15 protein-coding genes are annotated in these 21,908 nt (G+C 73.8%); 5 read left to right on the plus strand and 10 right to left on the minus strand.

Features of this window, described 5'->3' with window-relative positions:
* Positions 1-26: 26 nt before the first annotated feature.
* Both purH and purN read right to left on the minus strand, forming a co-directional pair.
* A complete protein-coding gene (gene purH / locus IE096_RS18410; RefSeq protein WP_189453566.1) occupies positions 27-1,580 on the minus strand; it encodes a bifunctional phosphoribosylaminoimidazolecarboxamide formyltransferase/IMP cyclohydrolase in 1,554 nt (517 codons plus the stop codon).
* An 11-nt stretch (positions 1,581-1,591) separates the two neighbouring features.
* A complete protein-coding gene (gene purN, locus IE096_RS18415) occupies positions 1,592-2,218 on the minus strand; it encodes a phosphoribosylglycinamide formyltransferase (RefSeq protein WP_189453080.1) in 627 nt (208 codons plus the stop codon).
* 280 nt (positions 2,219-2,498) lie between these two features.
* Here purN and IE096_RS18420 point away from each other — a divergent pair, with 280 nt between their 5' ends.
* Positions 2,499-3,254: a hypothetical protein gene (locus IE096_RS18420; protein ID WP_189453082.1), complete on the plus strand. Its 756-nt coding sequence runs from the start codon at positions 2,499-2,501 to the stop codon at positions 3,252-3,254.
* A 218-nt stretch (positions 3,255-3,472) separates the two neighbouring features.
* Here the strand turns inward: IE096_RS18420 and IE096_RS18425 are convergent, their stop codons facing one another.
* The 6 genes from IE096_RS18425 to IE096_RS18450 form a co-directional block, all read right to left on the minus strand.
* A complete protein-coding gene (locus IE096_RS18425; protein ID WP_189453084.1) occupies positions 3,473-5,338 on the minus strand; it encodes a cell division protein PerM in 1,866 nt (621 codons plus the stop codon).
* Positions 5,339-5,536: 198 nt separating this feature from the next.
* Complete coding sequence (sucD, locus tag IE096_RS18430; RefSeq protein ID WP_126915613.1) at positions 5,537-6,421, minus strand: succinate--CoA ligase subunit alpha; 885 nt, start codon at positions 6,419-6,421, stop codon at positions 5,537-5,539.
* A 22-nt stretch (positions 6,422-6,443) separates the two neighbouring features.
* Positions 6,444-7,619: an ADP-forming succinate--CoA ligase subunit beta gene (sucC, locus tag IE096_RS18435; protein ID WP_189453086.1), complete on the minus strand. Its 1,176-nt coding sequence runs from the start codon at positions 7,617-7,619 to the stop codon at positions 6,444-6,446.
* Between the two features lie 319 nt (positions 7,620-7,938).
* Positions 7,939-9,108 carry a VWA domain-containing protein gene (locus IE096_RS18440; RefSeq protein ID WP_189453089.1) on the minus strand — a complete coding sequence of 390 codons (1,170 nt, stop codon included), beginning with the start codon at positions 9,106-9,108 and terminating at the stop codon, positions 7,939-7,941.
* Positions 9,105-11,597 (minus strand): DUF5682 family protein, encoded by a 2,493-nt coding sequence (locus IE096_RS18445; protein ID WP_189453090.1) that lies wholly within the window; start codon positions 11,595-11,597, stop codon positions 9,105-9,107. The genes IE096_RS18440 and IE096_RS18445 overlap by 4 nt, the downstream gene beginning before the upstream one ends.
* Positions 11,594-12,694 carry an ATP-binding protein gene (locus tag IE096_RS18450; RefSeq protein WP_229820342.1) on the minus strand — a complete coding sequence of 367 codons (1,101 nt, stop codon included), beginning with the start codon at positions 12,692-12,694 and terminating at the stop codon, positions 11,594-11,596. Before IE096_RS18450 ends, IE096_RS18445 begins: the two co-directional genes overlap by 4 nt.
* A gap of 128 nt (positions 12,695-12,822) precedes the next feature.
* On the opposite strand from IE096_RS18450, the gene IE096_RS18455 reads away from it, so the two are divergent.
* Positions 12,823-14,178 carry an SWIM zinc finger family protein gene (locus IE096_RS18455; protein ID WP_189453092.1) on the plus strand — a complete coding sequence of 452 codons (1,356 nt, stop codon included), beginning with the start codon at positions 12,823-12,825 and terminating at the stop codon, positions 14,176-14,178.
* On the plus strand, positions 14,118-15,833 hold the full coding sequence (locus IE096_RS18460) for a DUF5691 domain-containing protein (protein WP_373298155.1): 1,716 nt from the start codon (positions 14,118-14,120) through the stop codon (positions 15,831-15,833). Before IE096_RS18455 ends, IE096_RS18460 begins: the two co-directional genes overlap by 61 nt.
* On the opposite strand, the gene icmB is transcribed toward IE096_RS18460, so the two are convergent.
* On the minus strand, positions 15,821-16,231 hold the full coding sequence (gene icmB, locus IE096_RS18465) for a coenzyme B12-dependent isobutyryl CoA mutase small subunit (protein WP_189453097.1): 411 nt from the start codon (positions 16,229-16,231) through the stop codon (positions 15,821-15,823). The two genes, IE096_RS18460 and icmB, sit on opposite strands and share 13 nt — an antisense overlap.
* A 405-nt stretch (positions 16,232-16,636) precedes the next feature.
* On the opposite strand from icmB, the gene IE096_RS18470 reads away from it, so the two are divergent.
* Positions 16,637-17,530 carry an esterase/lipase family protein gene (locus IE096_RS18470; RefSeq protein WP_189453099.1) on the plus strand — a complete coding sequence of 298 codons (894 nt, stop codon included), beginning with the start codon at positions 16,637-16,639 and terminating at the stop codon, positions 17,528-17,530.
* Positions 17,531-17,713: 183 nt separating this feature from the next.
* Positions 17,714-19,321 (plus strand): M23 family metallopeptidase, encoded by a 1,608-nt coding sequence (locus tag IE096_RS18475; protein WP_189453101.1) that lies wholly within the window; start codon positions 17,714-17,716, stop codon positions 19,319-19,321.
* Between the two features lie 70 nt (positions 19,322-19,391).
* Here IE096_RS18475 and pcrA read toward each other — a convergent pair whose 3' ends face one another.
* The gene (pcrA, locus tag IE096_RS18480) at positions 19,392-21,875 is read right to left on the minus strand and encodes a DNA helicase PcrA (protein WP_189453103.1); all 2,484 of its coding nucleotides are present in this window, start codon (positions 21,873-21,875) and stop codon (positions 19,392-19,394) included.
* Between the last annotated feature and the right edge of the window lie 33 nt (positions 21,876-21,908).

Below are 21,908 nucleotides of genomic sequence, written 5' to 3' on the forward strand. Positions count from 1 at the left end.
AGCGCGGCCTTCCGCGTTCTCGGGGATCAGTGGAAGAAGTGGCGCGTACCCGTGAAGTACATCGTCACGCCCGCCGCCTTCGCGGCCTCCACCACCTGCTCGTCCCGGACCGAACCGCCCGGCTGGGCCACCGCCTTGATGCCGGCGGCGGTCAGCACCTCCAGCCCGTCCGGGAACGGGAAGAACGCGTCGGACGCGGCGTACGAGCCCTGGGCACGCTCCTCGCCCGCCCGCTGGACGGCCAGCTTCGCGGAGTCCACGCGGTTGACCTGGCCCATGCCGACGCCGACGGTCGCGCCGTCCTTGGCCAGCAGGATGGCGTTGGACTTCACCGCGCGGCAGGCCTTCCACGCGAAGGCGAGCTCGGCCAGCTCCTCGGGGGACAGCGCCTCGCCCGTGGCGAGCGTCCAGTTGGCCGGGTCGTCGCCCTCGGCCTGGAGGCGGTCCTTCTCCTGCAGCAGGATGCCGCCCTCGATGGGCCGGGCCTCCAGGGCCTGCGCGGGCGCGTCGGGGCAGCGCAGCACGCGGATGTTCTTCTTCCGGGACAGCACCTCGACCGCGCCGGCCTCGTAGTACGGCGCCACGATGACCTCGGTGAAGATCTCCGCGACCTGCTCGGCCATCTCCAGCGTCACCGGCCGGTTGACGGCGATGACGCCGCCGAAGGCAGACAGCGGGTCGCAGGCGTGCGCCTTGCGGTGGGCCTCGCCGACGTCCGCGCCGACCGCGATGCCGCAGGGGTTGGCGTGCTTGATGATCGCGACGCAGGGCTCGTCGTGGTCGTACGCCGCCCGGCGCGCGGCCTCGGTGTCGACGTAGTTGTTGTACGACATCTCCTTGCCGTGCAGCTGCTCCGCGTTCGCGAGCCCCGCGCCCGTGGGGTCGAGGTAGAGCGCGGCGGGCTGGTGCGGGTTCTCGCCGTAGCGCAGGACGTTCTTGCGCTCGTAGGTGGCACCCGCGAAGGCCGGGAAGCCGGCGCCCTCCTCGTCCGCGGCGTAGCCCTCCGCGAACCAGTTCGCCACGGCCACGTCGTACGCGGCCGTGTGCTGGAACGCTTCAGCGGCCAGCCGCTTGCGGGCGGCGAGGTCGAACCCGCCGTCGGCGACGGCCTTGAGCACGTCGTCGTAGCGCCCGGGGTTGACGATCACGGCGACGGAGGGGTGGTTCTTGGCCGCCGCGCGGACCATCGACGGGCCGCCGATGTCGATCTGCTCGACGCACTCGTCGGGCGAGGCGCCCGAGGCGACGGTCTCCCGGAACGGGTAGAGGTTGACGATCACCAGCTCGAAGGGGCTGACGCCCAGCTCGTCGAGCTGCGCGCGGTGGGCTTCCAGGCGCTGGTCGGCGAGGATGCCGGCGTGGACACGGGGGTGGAGGGTCTTCACCCGGCCGTCCAGGCACTCGGGGAAGCCGGTGAGCTCCTCGACCTTGGTGACGGGGACACCGGCGGCGGCGATCCGGCCGGCCGTGGAACCGGTGGAGACCAGCTCGACGCCCGCGTCGTGCAGCCCCCGGGCCAGCTCCTCCAGCCCCGTCTTGTCGTAGACGCTGACCAGTGCCCGGCGGATGGGCCGCTTCATGCTCTCGGCGGTCACGGGATCCTTACCTTTCGTCCCTCTATGCGGTAGCCGTCGCGGGCCAGACGCCCCACGACATCGACGAGCAGCGAACGCTCGACTTCCTTGATCCGCTCGTGCAGCGCGGACTCGTCGTCCTCGTCCCTGATCTCCACCACGCCCTGGGCGATGATCGGGCCGGTGTCGACGCCTTCGTCGACGAGGTGGACGGTGCACCCGGTGACCTTCACGCCGTACGCGAGCGCGTCGCGCACCCCGTGGGCACCGGGAAAGCTGGGGAGGAGGGCGGGGTGGGTATTGACGATCCGCCCGCCGAACCTGGCGAGGAACGCCCTCCCCACGATCTTCATAAAGCCGGCGGTGACGACGAGGTCCGGCTCGTACGCGGCCGTCGCCTCCGTCAGCGCCTCGTCCCACGCATCACGGGTGGCGTGGTCCTTCACCCGGCACACATACGTCGGCAGCCCGGCGCGCTCGGCGCGCTCCAGGCCCACGATGCCGTCCCGGTCGGCGCCCACGGCCACGACGCGGACGCCGTAGCCGCCGGGATCGGCGGCGATGGCGTCCAGCAGGGCCTGAAGGTTCGTACCGGAGCCGGAGACGAGCACGACGACACGGGCGGGGCGGGCGGGGGCGGCCACGGTGGGGCCCTTTCTCGCGGGTGATGCGTGGGTGATGCGTTGACGCGGTTTGTATGGTCGTACGAGTCGGAGGGGTCGCCGATTACGGGGGACTCTACGAACCCGCCGACCGCCAGCAACGATACCGGCACACCGAACCGCCCCCACGGGACGGGGGCGGGCACGGGAGGTAGCGTCGGGACCGGACCGGACGGCGGCGCGGGAACGGCACGGGAAAAAGAGCGTGTCACCGTAGGCTCGAAGGTGCAGGACGACCACACCAGGGGAAGACACACTCCACATGCCGGACCGACGCCGCCACGCGGTTCACCGCCTCCCGCGCTTCGCGCTGCGCGAGAGCCAGCCGCAGCCGTCCCCCGACGGGGAGGAGCGGGACAACCCCTTCGCCGCGCCGCCCGAGGGCAGCCCGGACCGCCCCTGGCAGCCGCGCACGCCGGCGACGGGCAACCCGGGCGGTTCCGGCCACTCCGGTGACGGCGACGACGAGAACGGCCAGGAGAAGCAGCCTGGTGAGGAGCGTCCGGCGTGGGGCAGCCAGTGGAGCAGCCGGCAGCCGGGACGGCAGGGCGGCGGCTTCGGCGGCGGCCAGGGCCCGGGGGGCGGCCCCGGCGGCCCGGGCGGCCTCCGCTGGGATCCCACGGACCCGGCCCAGCGGCGCGCCCGCTACGCGCTGCTCGCGGGCATGTGGGGCTTCTTCTTCGCCCTCTTCAGCATTCCGCAGGTGGCCCTGCTGCTCGGCGCCCTCTCCGTCTACTGGGGCATCAGCTCCCTGCGCGCCAAGCCCAAGCCGCGCGACCCGGACACCCCGGCCCCGCCGCCCACCCCCGGCGGCTTCCGCCCCCAGACGACGGCGGCGGTCAGCGGCCTGGTCACGGGCGGGCTCGCGCTGGCGATCGTGGCGGCGACGTTCGCCTTCCACATCGTCTACCGCGACTACTACACGTGCGTCGACGACGCGCTCACGCAGACGTCGCGGGCGGCGTGCGAGAACCATCTCCCGAAGCAGTTCCGGCCGCTGCTGGGGACGCAGGACTGACGTCGGGGGTGGCCCTGCGGGCCCGGCGCGTGAGGGGTGCCCCGGTCCCGCCCTTTCACCGTTTCCGAGGGGGCTCCGCCCCCTCGCACCCCCGGAGTGCGGGCTGATTTCAGCCCCTCCGGCGTGAGGAGCGGGGGTCCGGGGGCGGAGCCCCCGGGGAGCGGGGTGCGAGGGGGCCGCAGGCCCCGCTCGGAAACGGTGAAAGGGCGGGGCTGGGGCTACTCCCCCTCCCGCGGCTCGAAGTCCGGCATCAGCCCGCCCCCAGAATCCTTGAGCGCCTCCCACCGGTGCCGCCGGGCCGACGGCTCGTGCCAGTCGGACGCGGCACCCCCACGCCGCCGCCCCCGCTTCTTCGGCGGCCGGTGCCGCCCCCGCTCCCGCTCCCGCGGCTCCGCCGCCTCGGCGGCGTCGTCCCGCAGATGCCGCGTCGGCGTCAGCGGCAACGTCTCCGGCTCGTACACGACCGCCTCCGGCTCGGGCGCGGGCCGTGCGCTCCCGGGCACCCGGAAGCCGAACCACCCCACCATCGCCGCCCACAACGACCGCGAGCCCTCCGACGCGGGCTCGGGCTCGGCTTCGGGACCAGGGTCCGGCCCGGGCCCGGGGCCGGGTTCCGGTTCTGGTTCTGGTTCTGGTTCCCGTTCCGGTTCTGGTCCGACCACCCGAGCGGCAGGCTCCGGCCCCACCGCCACCGCCAACCCCAACGCGTACCCGACCCGCCGCCACCCCGTCAGCACTGCCTCCCCGCCCTCCGCCCGCCCGTCCCGCGCCCCCGGCGCAGCCCGTACAACCCCCCGCCGCCACCGCACCACCAGCGCCCCCGGCAAGCCGATGGCCGCCGTCCAGGCCGCCGCCGCGCCCCCGGTGCGCCAGCACGGCGGGCCGAAGCCGGCGAGCGCCTCGTTGCCGATCGCGCCCGACGACGCGTAAGCCAGCACCGTCATCAACACCCCGCACAGCAGCGCGCCCAATACCGCTGTCACGGCGACCTCCCCGTAGCCCACGCGCGGGGGGCGCCTCGGCACGGCGGTGTGCGCGATCGCGATGCCCGCGCCGGCCGCGAGCGCCGCCGCGCCCGCCAGGACGACCGGGCTCGCCGCGCCGGGCTCGGGCAGCGCCGCGAGCAGCGGGAAGCGCGGGAGTACGGGGCGGTCCGGCGCGGCGCTCAGCGGGGCGACGAGGCTGCCCGCGCCCACCGTGAAGCCGGGCCCGAGCCCGTAGGCCACCGCCCAGACCATCGCGTTGGGCAGCAGCGCCACGCTCAGCAGCGCCAGCGCCACCCGGCCGGACCAGCGCGGCGCGAGCTGGATGGCGGCGTCCTGGGCCGTCCCGGCGTGGACGGCCAGCGAGACGCCCACCAGCAGCAGGCCGCCGCCGAGGAGGACGGCCACCGCCGTCGCCCCGGTGCGGACGATCGCGGTCAGCCGGGCCCGGGTGAACCACCTCCGCAGCCGCGTGGGCAGCACCCGCCGGACGAAGGGCGGCGCCGGGAAGCCCGGCCGCCCGTCGGCCGTCCACACCCCGGCGGCGATGAACGCCGCGGCGACGAGCGGCAGCTGGAGCAGCGTGCTCAGCGGCGCGGGCCGTACCGGGCTGGACCAGGCGTAGATGACGGCCGCCAGGGCCACCAGGAGGTAGCCGCCCAGCATGGCGGTGAACGCGGGGCGGGGCGCGGGGCCGGGGGTGTCCGGGGGCGCGTCCTCGGGGGGCTCGAGGGCGTGGCAGGCGGCGCGGTAGAGCAGGGTGCAGGGCACGAGCGCGCACAGCAGCGGGGTCAGCGCGATGGGCGCGGGCGGCCCGGCCAGCGTCTCGGTCCGTACGAGGCCGGCGCCGTGCGCGAGCAGCCACAGGTCGGCGGCGACGCGCAGCGCGCCCGCGGGGCCGCTGTCGGGGTACGGGGAGGTGATCCACATCGCCAGGACGACCATGGCGAAGGTGCCGAGACCCAGCCCGGCGGCGAGCACCCCGCCGATGAACGCCGTGCTCGCCGATCCGGGGAGCGCCGGTGCCCAGAGCACGGGGCCCGCCTCGGCGGGCCGGTGCTCCGTCGTCGGCGACGGGCCGTGACCGGCGTATTCACTCACAGGGCCATGCTGCCAAGAACGCGCCTTTCGGGCGGGTAGCTGGCATTTAACCGTCGTGTCGCTTGTATGGCAACGAATACGGTTATGAACCTTTTAGTCCAACCAGGTGCGGCAACCGTGGCGCAGGGCTCCGCATACGGGCGTGGGCCCGCACCCCCTGCCGGGGTGCGGGCCCACGCCGTGGAACCTGTGGCGGCGTCAGCCGGCCAGCGCGGCGCGCGCGAGGCGAGCCGTCTCGGACGGGGTCTTGCCGACCTTCACGCCCGCGGCCTCGAGGGCCTCCTTCTTCGCCTGGGCGGTGCCGGACGAACCGGACACGATGGCGCCGGCGTGGCCCATCGTCTTGCCCTCGGGCGCGGTGAAGCCGGCCACGTAGCCGACGACCGGCTTGGTGACGTGCTCCTTGATGAAGTCGGCCGCCCGCTCCTCCGCGTCGCCGCCGATCTCGCCGATCATGACGATCAGGTCGGTCTCGGGGTCGTCCTGGAAGGCCTTCAGGGCGTCGATGTGGGTGGTGCCGATGATCGGGTCGCCACCGATGCCGACGCAGGAGCTGAAGCCGAGGTCGCGCAGCTCGTACATCATCTGGTAGGTCAGCGTGCCGGACTTGGACACGAGACCGATGCGGCCGGGCTTGGTGATGTCGGCCGGGATGATGCCCGCGTTGGACTGTCCGGGGCTGATGAGACCCGGGCAGTTGGGGCCGATGATGCGGGTCTTGTTGCCCTTGGCCTGGGCGAGCGCCCAGAACGAGGCGGTGTCGTGGACCGCGACGCCCTCGGTGATCACGACGGCGAGCTCGATCTCGGCCTCGATGGCCTCGACGACGGCGTCCTTGGTGAACTTCTCCGGGACGAAGATGACCGTGACGTCGGCGCCGGTCTTCTCCATGGCGTCCTTGACGGAGCCGAAGACAGGGACCTCGGTGCCGTCGAAGTCGACGGTCGTGCCGGCCTTGCGCGGGTTCACGCCACCGACGATGTTGGTGCCGGAAGCCAGCATGCGCTTGGTGTGCTTCTGGCCCTCGGAGCCGGTCATGCCCTGGACGATGACCTTGCTGTCCTTGGTGAGGAAGATAGCCATGGTGTTCTAGTGACCTCGTTCCTTACTTCGCAGCCAGCTCGGCGGCGCGCTCGGCGGCGCCGTCCATGGTGTCCACCTGCTGCACCAGCGGGTGGTTGGCGTCGGTGAGGATCTTGCGACCCAGCTCCGCGTTGTTGCCGTCGAGGCGCACGACCAGCGGCTTCTCGACCTTCTCGCCCTTGGACTCGAGGAGCTCCAGGGCCTGGACGATGCCGTTGGCGACCGCGTCACAGGCGGTGATGCCACCGAAGACGTTGACGAAGACGGACTTGACGTCCGGGTCGCCCAGGATGATCTCGAGGCCGTTGGCCATGACCTCGGCGGAGGCGCCGCCACCGATGTCGAGGAAGTTGGCGGGCTTGACGCCACCGTGGTTCTCACCGGCGTAGGCGACGACGTCGAGGGTGCTCATGACGAGACCCGCGCCGTTGCCGATGATGCCGACCTGGCCCTCGAGCTTGACGTAGTTCAGGCCCTTGGCCTTCGCGGCCGCCTCGAGCGGGTCGGCGGCGGCCTTGTCCTCGAGCTCCTCGTGCGAGGGCTGGCGGAACTCGGCGTTGGCGTCCAGGGAGACCTTGCCGTCGAGCGCGATGACGCGGCCGTCGGCGACCTTGGCGAGCGGGTTGACCTCGACGAGGAGCGCGTCCTCGGCGACGAAGGTCTTCCACAGGGTCACGAGGACCTCGGCGACCTGCTCGGCGACCTCGGCCGGGAACTTCGCCTGGGCGACGATCTCGCGGGCCTTCTCGATGGTGACGCCCTCGTTGGCGTCGACCGGCACCTTGGCGAGCTTCTCGGGGGTCGTCGCGGCGACCTCCTCGATGTCCATGCCACCGGCGACGGACGCCATGGCGAGGAAGGTGCGGTTGGTGCGGTCGAGGAGGTACGAGACGTAGTACTCCTCGGCGATCTCCGGAGCGGTCTCGGCGATCATGACCTTGTGGACCGTGTGGCCCTTGATGTCCATGCCGAGGATGTCCGTCGCGCGGGCGACGGCCTCGTCCGGGGTGGCGGCCAGCTTCACACCGCCGGCCTTGCCGCGGCCACCGACCTTCACCTGAGCCTTGACGACCGAACGGCCGCCCAGACGCTCAGTGGCCTCGCGCGCCGCCTCAGGCGTGTCGATGACTTCACCGGCCAGCACCGGTACACCGTGCTTGGCGAAGAGGTCCCTCGCCTGGTACTCGAACAGGTCCACGCGCGTCCGTCCCTTTTCCATGGATATCGCGGTTCGTTGTCTGCGCGGGCGTGCCGCGGGGCGGCGTGAGGGCGCGATCTCCGCAAAGGTCCGGGGGTTTGCGCCCCGGGATAGCACGGGCGAGGGCGGCACACGTTCACCGTTGACGCGGCATGTCCGTCTCGCAGGTTATCCCCGAGGGAGGGAGGTCCCTAAATCGCAGATCACACTCCGGCCGTGATTACGCTCACAGATCGCGACGACGCCCGCACGCGTTCGGCCGCGTTCGGCGTAGCCGGGCCCCTCCGGGCGGCTCGGACGGCCGGGGCGGACGGACGGCTCAGACGGCCGGGTCGGGTATCGGCAGCGGGCGCTTCTCCAGGGCGGCGGCCATCACCTCCGGGAAGAGGTCCGGCGTACAGGCGAAGGCGGGCGCGCCGAGCGCGGCCAGGGCCGCCGCGTGGTCGCGGTCGTAGGCGGGGGCGCCCTCGTCGGACAGGGCCAGCAGGGTGACGAACCGGACGCCGGACGACCGCATCGCGGCGACCCTCTTGAGCATCTCGTCGCGGATGCCGCCCTCGTAGAGATCACTGATGAGGACGACGACCGTCTCGGCCGGGCGGGTGATCCGTGACTGACAGTAGGCGAGCGCGCGGTTGATGTCCGTGCCGCCGCCGAGCTGGGTGCCGAAGAGGACGTCCACCGGGTCGGCCAGCTGGTCGGTGAGGTCGACGACGGCCGTGTCGAAGACGACGAGGCGGGTGTCGAGGGCGCGCATGGAGGCGAGGACCGCGCCGAAGACGGACGCGTAGACGACGGAGGCGGCCATCGACCCCGACTGGTCGATGCAGAGGATCACCTCCTTCCGCACCGCCTGCGCGGCCCGGCCGTGGCCGATCAGGCGCTCGGGGACGACCGTGCGGTGGGTGGGCAGGTAGTTCTTGAGGTTGGCCCGGATCGTGCGGTCCCAGTCGATGTCGCGGTGGCGGGGGCGGGCGGTCCGCGCGGAGCGGTCGAGGGCGCCGGTGAGTGTGGCGCGGGTCCTGCCGGAGAGGCGGGACTCCAGGTCCGCGACGACCTTGCGGACGACGGCCCGCGCGGTCTCCTTGGTGGCCTCGGGCATCGCCTTGTTGAGGGAGAGCAGGGTGCCGACGAGATGGACGTCGGCCTCGACGGCCTCCAGCATCTCCGGCTCGAGCAGCAGTGCGGACAGCCCGAGGCGGTCGATGGCGTCCCGCTGCATCACCTGAACGACGGACGCCGGAAAGTACGTCCGGATGTCCCCCAGCCAGCGGGCGACCCGCGGCGCGGACCCGCCGAGCCCGCCCCGGCGCGGGCCGCCGGCCTCGCCGTCGGCGCCACCCCCGCCTCCGCCTCCGGCTCCGTAGAGCGCTTCCAGGGTCCGGTCCATGGCGGCGTCGGTGCCGGAGAGGGCCCCGCCGGTGTCCGCGCCGAGCACGAGCCGCCAGCGGCGCAGCCGCTCCGCGTCCGCGGTGGTTTCGATGGTCATACGGGTTCTCCTCCTGTTCCTGTCGGTCCTGCTTCCGTCGTTACCGCCTCCGGGCCCGTTCCCAGCAGGAGCCGCATCGTCGGCAGGACAGCCGCGGCACGTCGCGGGTCCAGGGCCGGACCGAAGCCGGCGGGTGCGCCGTGGGGCGACGGGTCCGGGCCGGGGCCCGGGGTGTTGTGCCGTCGTACGCGGTCGCCGAGCGTCCGCCGTACGCCTGGTTCGAACGCCGAGAAGGTGCGGCGCAGCAGCGGCAGTACGCCGGTGAAGGCGTCCGGCGGGACGGCGGTGAGCCAGCCGTCGACGAGGGCGAGGAGGCGTTCGTCGTGGACGAGCAGCATGCCGCCGGAGCCGCCGGTGCCGAGGAAGCCCTCGATCCAGGCGGCGGCCTCGGCGGGCGGCGTGCCGGCCGAGAGGACGAGGCCCATCAGCCTGGCCGCCCGCTCGTGCGGCAGGCGTCCGTCGTCGAGCAGCAGCCGCGTGGCCCGGCCGCGTATCCCGCCCGGAAGGGCGTCCCGCTCGGCGAGCACTTTCAGGACGGCGGCCCAGCGGTCCCGCAGCCCGGGGGTGGTGGCCGGGCCGGTGACGGCCGCCGGCTCGTCGGCGGTCCCGGCCAGCAGGGCGACGGCCTGGTGCACGGCGTCCACATGGCCGCGCATCTCCGTCGCCGCGTCCGTGTCGAGGCCCGCGCAGGCGGCGGGCAGGCCGACGAAGACGCGCTCGGCGAGCCCGGCGGCCACTTCGGCGAGGGCGGCCGTGTCCGTGCGGCGTACGTCGCCGTAGCGCACGGAGCGGACGAGGGCGGGCAGGGCCTGGGCGAGGTGGCCGACGTCCGAGTCGAGGGCGGCGCGGTCGGCGAGGGCGCGCATGACGACGGGGAGGGCGTCGGGCAGGCCCGCGAGCAGGCACCGTTCGGCCAGGCCGGTGATCCCGGCGAGAGTGGCGGCCTCGCGCGCCAGGGACTCCGCCTTGGCGGTCGCCGCGCCCTCCACCGTCGTGCCCCACGCGCCGGCTTCGGCGATCCGTACGGACAGTTCGGGCTCCCAGCACAGCCGCCAGCTCTCCCGGAAGGTGCCGAGACCGCCGCGCGAGGGCAGGGGCTCGCCCCAGTCGACGCCGAGCAGCCGCAGCCGGTGCAGGAGGCGGCTGCGGGCCGCGTCCGTGTCCTTGCGCAGGTCGAACTCACAGTCGCGCGCGGCCGCTTCGGGTTTGAGCCGCAGCGTGCGCCGCTGCCGGTCGAGGTCGCGCTGGAGGGGCGAGGCGGGCGCGGCGTCGGGGACCTCGCCCAGCACGTCGCCGACGACCAGCCGGTCCCGGACGAGGGCGAGCGGCACGTCGGAGCCGTCGCACATCACGGCGCGGATCGCGTCGACGGTCTCGGCGAGCCCGGCGAGCGGGCGGCCGCGCATCGCGGCGAGGGTCTCGGCGAGCCGCACGGCCTCGATGACGTGCGCGGAGGAGACGGGTTGGCCTTCGGCACGCAGCAGCCGGGCGACGTCGGTCATCCAGCGCTCGACCGGCCGGTCGGGGGACCGAAAGAGATGCCCGTACCAGCCGGGTGAGGCGATGCCGGCGCCGTAGCCGCTGTGACGGGAGAGGCGCCGGTGGGTCCAGGGGACCCAGCCGATCTCGACCTTGGCCTTGGGGAGGCCCTTGAGCGCCTGCCGGTCGGCGGCCACGGTGCGCCGCTCGGCGAGAGCGGGCACGTGCCAGGCGCCGCACACGACCGCGACGACACCCCCGAACTCCCGCCGCGCCTCGCGGAGTCTGAGCCGCATATGGGCTTCCCGGATAGCGTCGGTGTCCCGCTCCTCACCGAGTGCGGACCGGAGTTCCCCCATGGCCTCGGCGACGACCTCGAACGGCGCGAGCGCGTCGCCCTCCCCACGCCGGTGCTCGACGACGTCCTCCCACCACACCTCGGGATCGTCATACCCGGCGGCCCCGGCGAGCACGGCGAGCGGATCGGTACGCGGATGCGCCGCCCCGGCCGGGCCTAGGGCACCCTCGGGGCCGGCGTCGCTCTCCGGACCGCGCCGGGGTTCGTCCCCCGCGCCAGGAGTGATCCCCTCGCCAGTGCCGGTCCCCGCGCCGGGGTCAATCCCCGCACGGGGGATGCTCCCCGGGACTCGCCCGGGTTCGTCCCCCACGCCCAGCGCGAGCGTATGCGCCGCCGGCAGGTCGATGAACCGCACCGGCACCCCGTGCGCGAGCGCCCAGCGCAGGGCGACCCACTCCGGGGAGAATTCGGCGAAGGGCCAGAACGCGGCGCGGCCCGGCTCCCCGGCGACGTGGGCGAGGAGGGCGACGGGTGGGCGCATGTGCTGGTCGGTGGCGAGGGGGATGAGGGCGTCCGCCTCGGGTGGGCCCTCGATCAGGACGGCGGTGGGGCGGCAGCGGTCGAGGGCGGCGCGTACGGCGCGGGCGGAGCCCGGGCCGTGGTGGCGCACGCCGAGCAGCACCGGCTCCGGGACGGCGGCGGTCCCGGTCACGCGGCCACCTCGCGGCAGGCGCGGTAGAAGTCCTTCCAGCCGTCCCGTTCGCGGACGACGGTCTCCAGGTACTCCTGCCAGATCACCCGGTCGGCGGCGGGATCGCGGACGACCGCGCCGAGGATGCCTGCGGCCACGTCACCGGCGCGCAGCACGCCGTCGCCGAAGTGGGCGGCGAGCGCGAGGCCGCCCGTGACGACGGAGATCGCCTCGGCCGTCGAGAGCGTCCCCGAGGGCGACTTGAGTCTGGTGCGGCCGTCGGCGGTGACGCCGTCGCGCAGCTCGCGGAAAACGGTGACGACACGGCGGATCTCGTCGATGCCGTCGGGCGTGGCGGGCAGGTCCAGGGAGCGGCCGATCTGGTCGACGCGGCGGGCGACGATGCCGACCTCGTCCTCGGCGGTGGCGGGCAGCGGCAGGACGACCGTGTTGAACCGGCGGCGCAGCGCGCTGGAGAGCTCGTTGACCCCGCGGTCGCGGTCGTTGGCCGTGGCGATGAGGTTGAACCCGCGCACGGCCTGGACCTCCTGGCCCAGCTCGGGGACGGGCAGGGTCTTCTCGGACAGGACGGTGATGAGGGTGTCCTGGACGTCGGCGGGGATGCGGGTGAGCTCCTCGACGCGCGCGGTCATGCCCTCGGCCATGGCACGCATGACGGGGCTGGGCACGAGCGCGTCGCGGCTGGGGCCTTCGGCGAGCAGCCGGGCGTAGTTCCACCCGTAGCGGATGGCTTCCTCCGGGGTGCCGGCGGTGCCCTGGACGAGCAGGGTGGAGTCGCCGCTGACGGCGGCGGCGAGGTGCTCCGACACCCAGGTCTTGGCGGTGCCGGGGACGCCGAGCAGCAGCAGGGCCCGGTCGGTGGCGAGCGTGGTGACGGCGACCTCGACGATCCTGCGCGGGCCCACGTACTTGGGTGTGATCACGGTGCCGTCGGGCAGCGTGCCGCCGAGCAGGTACATGGCGACGGCCCACGGCGAGAGCCGCCAACGCTCGGGCCTGGGACGGTCGTCGGCCGCCGCGAGGGCCTTCAGCTCGTGGGCGAAAGCGTCCTCGGCGTGCGGGCGCAGGGCGTCGGTCTGGATTCCGGGCACGGTCACAAGTCCCCCTCGTCGTGCGGTTCCGGGTGGCGTGAACCACCCTGCACCACCCCACTGACAATCGCCCTGACCTGCGGTTTCGTTGGCGCCGAGGGCGATTGTCAGTGGGGCCCTCTACCGTCGGTGACATGAATCCGCAGGGGGAACGCTGGACGGCGGAACGCGTGCTGGAGCTGGCGCCTGACGCCGCGTCACGCACGGCGGGCGCGAAGCTCGCGACGCCCGGCCCGTGGTCGGGCGCTGGGGCACGCAGGGGCGCGGTATGGGGGGAGTGCGCGGGCAGCGGCGGCTGGCCGTACCGGACGGTCGTGGATCTGGCGGGGCCGGGTTTCCACTGCTCCTGCCCGAGCCGCAAGTCGCCGTGCAAGCACGCGCTGGGGCTGCTGTTGTCGTGGTCGGAGGGCCCGGGGGCCGTCCCGGAGGGGGCGCCGCCGGACTGGGCGGCCCAGTGGCTGGGCAAGCGGCGGGAGCAGGAGGCCGCCGGATCCGGGGCGGCCGCTTCCGGCCCGTCCCGGGGCCCGGCCGACCCGGAGGCCGCGCGCCGCCGGGCGATCCGCCGCGCGCGGCGGATCGCGGCGGGCGCCTCGGAGCTGGAGCGGCGCCTCGCCGATCTGCTGCGGAGCGGCCTGGCGTCGGCCGACGCCGCCTCGTACGGGCGGTGGGAGGAGACGGCGGCCCGCATGGTCGACGCCCAGGCGCCGGGGCTGGCCGCGCGGGTGCGGGAGTTGGCGTCCGTGGCGGGCTCCGGCTCGCCGGCCCGGCGGACCACCCGGCTCCTGGAGGAGTGCGCGCTCCTCCACACCCTCAACCAGGGGTTCCTCCGGCTGGCGGAGCTTCCGGAGCCCCTGGCGGCGACGGTACGGACACGTGTGGGCATCACACCGGACGCGGCGTCGCTGCTGGCCTCCGCCCCGCTCGTGCGCGACCGCTGGCTCGTCCTGGCCCAGCGCGACGCCGACGACGGCCGGCTGGTCACGCGCCGCGTCTGGCTGCGCGGCCGGGAGACGGGCCGGATGGCCCTGCTCCTCTCCTACGGCGCGGCGGGCCGCGTGCCCGAGCTGTCGCTCCCCGTCGGTCTCGCCCTGGACGCGGAGCTCGCCTTCCACCCCTCCGCCCGGCCGCTGCGCGCGGCCCTGGGCACCCGGCACGCGGCCCCGGCGCCGGTCCCCGGCCCGCCGCCGGGCGGTGACGCGGAGGAGGCGCTCCGGGCGTACGGCGAGGCGCTGCGCGACGACCCGTGGCTGGAGGGCTGGCCGGTGGTCCTCTCGGGGGTGGTCCCGGTCCCCGGCCGGGACGGCGGCGACTGGCAACTGGCGGACGCGGACGGCCGGTCGGCCCTCCCGGTGGCGCCCGGCGGCGACGAATCGGCCCTGTGGCGGCTGACGGCGATATCGGGCGGGCGCCCGGTGCGGGTGTTCGGCGAATGCGGGCACCGGGGCTTCACACCACTGCTCGCCTGGGCACCGGAGCCGGTGGCCCTGTGACGGAAGACAGCGCTGTGCCGAAAGGACCTGCCATGAGCACCACCTGGGACGATCTCGTCACCACCGCCCTCCTCGGCACGGACCGCCGCCCCGTCTCCCCCGGCGCGCTGCTCGACGAGGCCGCGCTGCGGACCGTGCAGCGCCGGGCCGCCCTCCTGCCGGCCGCGCCGCGACCGTTGCCCGAGGCGGCGCCGGAGGACGTCCGGCCGCCCCTGCCGGAGGCCGCCCGGCGGCGGCTGGCGCTGCTGCTCGCCGAGCGGGCGGCGGGCCCCGGCGGCTCGGGGCGCCGCGGCGGCCCGGACCTCACCGAGCTGCTGCCCCAGTGGCTGGCGGCCGCCAACGACCACGGCTACCGCGCCCCGGCGGACCTGCTGCCCGGGCTGCTCGACGCCGCGCGGGCCCGCAGCGACCTGCGGCCCGGGGCGCTGGCCCTGGGCGGCCCCAAAGCCCTGTGGCTGGCGCGGCTCAACCCCCAGTGGAGATACGCGCTGCGCGACGCCCCCGCGTCGAGCGCGGCACCGGCCGCGACGGATGCCGGGGAGGACGTGGAGCAGGTCTGGCAGGAGGGCCTGTTCGCCGAGCGCGTGGCCCTGCTGACGTCGCTGCGGCGCCGCGATCCCGCCGCCGCCCGGGAGCTGCTGGCCACGACCTGGGACCGGGAGCGGGCCGAGGACCGGCTGATGTTCCTGGACTCGCTGCGCGACGGGCTCTCCCCCGCCGACGAGCCGTTCCTGGAAGGGGCCCTGACGGACCGGGGCCGCACCGTCCGGGCCGCGGCCGCCGAGCTGCTGTCGGCGCTCCCCGCGTCCGCGCTCGCGGGCCGGATGGCGGAACGGGCGAGGGCCTGCGTCGCCCTGGACCGCACCGGTGGGCGGCCCACCGTGGTCGTGGAGGCGCCGCACGAGTGCGACGCCGGGATGCGCCGCGACGGCGTCGTGGCCAAGCCCCCGGCGGGCCGGGGCGAACGCTCGTGGTGGCTGGGCCAGCTCGTGGAGGCCGCCCCGCTGGGGATCTGGTGCGAGCGCCTCGGCGTGGCGGGCGCCGCCGAGGCCGTCGCCCTGCCGGTGGCGGACGGCTGGCGGCCCGACCTCCACGCGGCCTGGTGCCGGGCCGCCGTCCGGCAGGAGGACGCCGAGTGGTCACGGGCGCTGCTGGGCCCGGCGGCGTCCCCGCCCGAGCCCACGGGCGCCTCGTGGCTGGACCCGGCGAAGCTGCTGTCCGCCCTGCCGCCCGCCGAGCGGGCCGGGTGGGTGGCGGAGTTCATCGCCGCGCACGGCCTGTCGGAGGCGTTCCGGCTGCTCGGCGTGTGCACGGTGCCGTGGGCAAAGCCCCTGGGCCGGGCGGTGGTGGACGCGCTGGACACCGCGCGGGAAGCCGGCGGCTACCCCTGGAGCTTCAGCGGGGTGATGGGCATGGCCGAACGCTGTCTGGACCCGGACCAGGCCGATCTGCTGGAGGCGCTCACCGTCCTCCCGGCCGGGCCGGGGCACGACGGCGCCGGCCATGGCGCGGCGGGCTACTGGGCGGAGGCGTACCAGCGCCTCATCGGCACGCTGCGCCTCCGCGCCACCATGCGGAGGGAGCTCGCGGACGGGAGCGGACCGAACGCGAAGGGGGGCCGCAGACAGCGCGAAAGGGGGCCTCAGACGGCCTGACGCCGGACGTTGGCGTTGACCCAGTCCACGATCGAGGTCGTCGTCGCCCCCGGGGTGAAGATCTCCGCGACGCCCAGCTCCTTGAGCGGGGCGATGTCGGCCTCGGGGATGATGCCGCCGCCGAAGACCTGGATGTCCTCCGCGTCCCGCTCCTTCAGCAGCTCCATCACCTTGGCGAAGAGGGTGTTGTGGGCGCCGGAGAGGATGGAGAGGCCGATCGCGTCCGCGTCCTCCTGGATCGCCGTGTCGACGATCTGCTCGGGCGTCTGATGGAGCCCCGTGTAGATGACCTCCATGCCGGCGTCGCGCAGCGCCCGCGCGATGACCTTGGCGCCGCGGTCGTGTCCGTCGAGCCCCGGCTTGGCCACCACCACGCGGATCGGACCGGTCACTCCCATCACTGCCTCCCTGTACGTGCGTGTACGTGCCGTCGGCCGGCCGCGAGGTCTCTCCGCGCCCGGGGGCCCGGAGACGTGAACGAATGTCGCGTCCAGCATCCCGCACCCGGCCGTTTCACGGTGGAGGCCGAGGGGGAAATCACACGTGGGACACCACGTTCGCTACGCACCGTTCCCGTAACCCCCGTCTCACGGGCCACACCGCCCGCTTCGACCACGAGACGCGCCGGGCCACGAGACGCCGGACCACGGGACGGCCGCGAGGGGAGCCGCGACGAGGCGGCCGCCCCTCTGTGCCGACAGCCGCACGGCACAGAAGGGTGGCCCGCCACGCGCACAGCTGCCCATGAGGGCACACGGGGGAGAGGGTCGCTCGCTGTGTGCTGTTCGGGAGGTCGGTCGGCCATGGGGGCCTTGCCCTTTCTCTGTACCCTCTTACGCTCCTTCGCGGCAGCGCGCCCGCGCCCGTCGGCCGCGCTCGTCCGGTCCACGCTGCTGGAACTGGCGATCCTCACCGCGCACGTGCTGCTCTACCCCACCGGGATCGTCCAGGAGCGCCGCCCGCCGCCCCTCCTCCCCCCGGCCGCCGGCCCCTCCCCCGCCGCTCCGGCGGAGCGGCCCGAACCACCCGACGCGCCCGGCGCGCCCACCGGCCCGGTGGCGGCGCGCCCGCCCGTCCTGCTCCTCCACGGCTTCATCGACAACCGCTCGGTGTTCGTGCTGCTGCGCCGCTCGCTGCGCCGGCACGGCTGGGACGAGGTGCGGTCCCTCAACTACTCGCTCCTGACGTGCGACATCCGCAAGGCGGCGGCGATGCTCGGCCGGCATGTGGAAGAGGTCTGCCTCAGCACGGGCCGGGACCACGTCGACATGGTGGGGCACAGCCTGGGCGGGCTGATCGCGCGCTACTACATCCAGCGGCTGGGCGGCGACGCCCGCGTCCGTACGCTCGTCACCCTCGGCACCCCGCACGGCGGCACCCGGGTGGCCCCCCTCATGACGGCCCATCCTTTGGTGCGGCAGATGCGGCCCGATTCGGACGTCATCACCGAACTGGCCGGGCCCGTTCCCCATTGCACAACGCAATTCATCGGTTTCTGGAGCGACCTGGATCAGATCATGGTTCCCGTCGAAACCGCCCGTATCGATCACCCCGACCTCCACGCGCGCAACGTGCGGGTGTGCGGCGTGGGGCATCTCGCCCTCCCCGTGCACGGGGAGGTGGCCGCGGGGATCAGGCAGGCGCTGACCACGGAAGAGCCGTCGGCGGGTGCGGCGGGGGCCGCCTCGGTCGCCTGAGTTCCACAAAAACTTCGAACGTATATCGAACGTCAAGTCGACTCATCATGGCTCAGTCCACCAAAAGGCGGCTAAATGCCCAGCGCTTCGGTGACCGAAACGTGGGGAAGATTGTCGTCGTCGCATACCGCCGGGTACAGTCGCCGCTAATTCTCCTGCTGCCAAGGCGAAATGGATGTGGTGGTGAACGACCGTCACCCGTCGGCGGGCCCGGCTCAGTCCGTTCCCGCTCCCGATGCCCTCTACGGGCACGGGTCGTACGCGGCGTACGAGCAGCCTTACGCCCAGCAGGGTTACGCCGGATACGGCGACCACGCCTCCGGCCACTGGGACACGAGCACCACCAACCAGTGGGGCACCAGCGGCCACACCCAGACCTGGGACTTCAGCGGCTACGACCTCGGCCACGACGGCACGGGCCAGACGGGCCAGTACGCCGCGCAGCAGTGGGACACCTCCGGTGGATCCGGCCAGTGGGACCTCACCGGCACGGCCGCCGCGTCCGCCCACCCCTCGCCGCATCCGACCGGGCAGTGGGACACGGGCGCCTGGAGCGCCGCCGGTTCCGCGGCGGGGTCCTATGACACGGGCCAGCACCACTCCGGCCAGTGGGACCAGTGGGACACCACCGGACAGAACACCACTGGGCAGAATCAATACTTCACCCAGCCGGCCCAGTCCCCCGCCCAGTCCTGGGACACCTCCGGGCAGTGGGATTCCGGCCAGTGGGACCTGAGCGCCCAGGCGACCCAGACCTGGGACGCGAGCGCGCTCGCGTCCCCCGAGGCGGGGCACACCCCCACCGTCATGGTCGACGTCTCCGGCATCCCCGGCCTCTCCGAGGCCGCCGGTGTCGGTGGCGTCACCGGTGTCGGTGGCGGCGCCGGGGTCGCCGACGCCGAGACCCGCGCGATGCTGATCCCGCCGCCCGAGGAGAGCGAGGGCATCGGCAACGCCGGCGGCACCGCGGACGACGCCCCCGCGCCCGTACCGTCCCGGGCCCGGAGCCGGTCCGAGGTCCCGCAGCAGTCCCGGGGCAGCCGCCGCAAGGGCGCCCCCGCCCGCGCCGGTTACCGCCCCCGCCGCAAGGCGCTGCTCACCGTCGCCGTCCCCTCGGTCGCCGTCATGGGGGTGGCCGGGATCGCGGCCGCGTCCGTCATGACCGGCGGCGGGCAGAAGGACACCCAGCAGACCACCGCGGCCTCCGCCCCGGACAACTCCGTCAAGCTCTCCGCCGCCAACAGCAAGCTGGACACCCAGCTCGCCGGCCTCAGCCAGGGCGCCGACGACTTCGCCACCCGCGCCAGCCGCACCCAGGAGCGGATCGACCTCAAGGTCCGCCAGGAGGAGGACCGCAAACGCCAGGCCGAGGAGGCCGCCCGCAAGGAGCGCGAGCGCCCCAAGTTCGCCCTGCCCGTCTCCCAGCACGGGCTCAGCGCCTACTACGGCCAGGCGGGCGTCAACTGGATGTCGGTGCACACCGGCATCGACTTCCCCGTCGGCTACGGCACGCCCGTCATGGCCGCCACCGACGGCACGGTCAGCACCCAGTACAACGTGGCCTACGGCAACATGGCCAAGGTGACGTCGTCGGACGGCACCGAGACCTGGTACTGCCACCTCAGCAGCTACAAGCTCCGCTCGGGACCGGTCAAGGCCGGGGACGTCATCGCCTACTCGGGCAACTCCGGCAACTCCACCGGCCCGCACCTCCACTTCGAGGTACACCCCGGCGGCTCGGCCATAGACCCCCTCCCCTGGCTCCGCAGCCACGACCTGGACCCGACGTAACCGGAGAGCCCCTTCAGGGGCGCGGGGAACTGCGCGCTCAGCCACAACCGGCGCGCAGCCGCCCGTAACGCTAAAGCTTCTCCACCGGCGCGTACCGCAAAAGCAACCGCTTCGGCTTCTCCCCACCGAAGTCGATCGACGCCTCCGCGTTGTCACCGCTGCCCTTGACCGCCACGACCGTGCCCAGCCCGAACGAGTCGTGCGTGACCCGGTCACCGACGGCCAGCGCCACGACGTCGCGCTCCTTGGCCCGCCGCGTCGCGAACCCGCTCGACGCCGCCTTGCCGCCGCGCGCCGAGCCGAAGCCGGACGAGCCGAAGCCGGACGAGATGCCGGAACCCGTCCGGGAGCCGGAACCCGCGCCCAGCGAGGACGCCGACGGCGTCGCGGGCCCGGTGCGGCGCCACGTCAGGTGCTGCTCCGGGATCTCCTCCAGGAACCGCGACGGCGGGTTGTACGCGGGCTGGCCCCAGGCGCTGCGCATGCTCGCCCGGGTCAGGTACAGCCGCTCGCGGGCGCGCGTGATGCCCACGTAGGCGAGCCGCCGCTCCTCCTCCAGCTCCTTGACCTGGCCGAGGGCCCGCAGGTGCGGGAAGACGCCGTCCTCCATGCCGGTGAGGAAGACGACCGGGAACTCCAGGCCCTTCGCGGTGTGCAGGGTCATCAGCGTGATGACGCCGGTGCCCTCCGTGTCCTCGTCGGGGATCTGGTCGGAGTCGGCGACGAGCGCGACCTTCTCCAGGAACTCGGCGAGCGTGCCCGGCTCGTCCTCCGTGCGCTCCTGCTCGAACTCCAGGGCGACGGCGGCGAGCTCCTGGAGGTTCTCCACGCGGGTCTCGTCCTGGGGGTCCGTGGACGCCTGGAGCTCGGCGAGATAGCCCGTGCGCTCCAGGACCGCCTCCAGGACCGTCGCGGGGCCCGCCCCGGACTCGACGACCGTGCGGAGCTCCTCCAGCAGGACGTTGAAGCGCTTGACCGCGTTCGACGAGCGGGCGGCCATGCCGTACGCCTCGTCGACGCGCCGCAGCGCCTGCGCGAAGCTGATCTTCTCCCGGAGCGCCAGCGCCTCGATCATGGCCTCGGCGCGCTCGCCGATGCCGCGCTTGGGCACGTTGAGGATGCGCCGCAGCGGCACGGTGTCCTCGGGGTTGGCCAGCACCCGCAGGTACGCCAGGACGTCACGGACCTCCTTGCGCTCGTAGAAGCGCACGCCGCCGACGACCTTGTAGGGCAGGCCGACGCGGATGAAGATCTCTTCGAAGACACGGGACTGGGCGTTGGTGCGGTAGAAGACGGCGACGTCGCCCGCCTTCGCGTCGCCCGCGTCCGTCAGCCGGTCGATCTCGTCGGCGACGAACTGCGCCTCGTCGTGCTCGGTGTCGGCGACGTAGCCGGTGATGGTGCTGCCCGCGCCGGCCTGCGTCCACAGGTTCTTGGGACGGCGGTTCTGGTTGCGCTCGATGACCGCGTTGGCCGCGCTGAGGATCGTCTGCGTGGAGCGGTAGTTCTGCTCCAGCAGGATCGTGGTGGCGTCCGGGTAGTCCTCCTCGAACTGGAGGATGTTGCGGATGGTGGCGCCGCGGAAGGCGTAGATCGACTGATCGGCGTCACCGACGACGCACAGCTCGCCGACGCCCTCCTCGCCCGCCGTCTCGGGCGTGCCCACCAGCTCGCGCACCAGCGTGTACTGGGCGTGGTTGGTGTCCTGGTACTCGTCGACCAGGACGTGCCGGAAGCGGCGGCGGTAGTGCTCGGCCACGTCCGGGAACGCCTGGAGGAGGTGGACCGTGGTCATGATGATGTCGTCGAAGTCCAGTGCGTTGGCCTCGCGCAGCCGCGCCTGGTACATCGTGTACGCCTCGGCGAGCGTCTTCTCGAAGCCGTCCGCGGCCTTCGCCGCGAATGCCTCCTCGTCGATGAGCTCGTTCTTGAGGTTGGAGATCTTCGCGCTGAAGGACTTCGGCGGGAACTTCTTCGGGTCGAGGTCGAGATCCCGGCAGACGAGCGCCATGAGGCGCTTGGAGTCGGCCGCGTCGTAGATCGAGAAGGAGGACGTGAAGCCCAGCTTCTTGCTCTCGCGGCGCAGGATCCGCACGCACGCGCTGTGGAAGGTCATCACCCACATGGCGTTGGCGCGGGGGCCGACGAGCTGCTCGACGCGCTCCTTCATCTCGCCGGCGGCCTTGTTGGTGAAGGTGATCGCGAGGATCTGCCCCGGGTGGACGTGGCGGGCGCCCAGGAGGTACGCGATGCGGTGGGTGAGCACCCGGGTCTTGCCCGAGCCGGCGCCCGCGACGATCAGCAGCGGGGAGCCCGTGTGCACGACGGCCTCGCGCTGCTGGTCGTTCATGCCCTCCAGCAGCGCGGCGGGATCCACGACGGGGCGGGCGGCGCCGTCGCGGTAGAACGCCTCCCTGGGTACGGGCGCGTCGAAGGCACCGCCGAAGAGGTCGTCCGGCAGGGGCTCGGGAACCGTGTCCTCCGGGGGCGGAGGGGGCTCCTCCTCGGCAGGGGCCAGGTCCGCCAGGAAGCTGTCGTCAAAGAGGCTGCTCATCGCCTCCCGAGTCTAGGCCGCCCCACCGACAGC

The organism is Streptomyces abikoensis, from assembly GCF_014648775.1.
Lineage (GTDB): Bacteria > Actinomycetota > Actinomycetes > Streptomycetales > Streptomycetaceae > Streptomyces > Streptomyces abikoensis.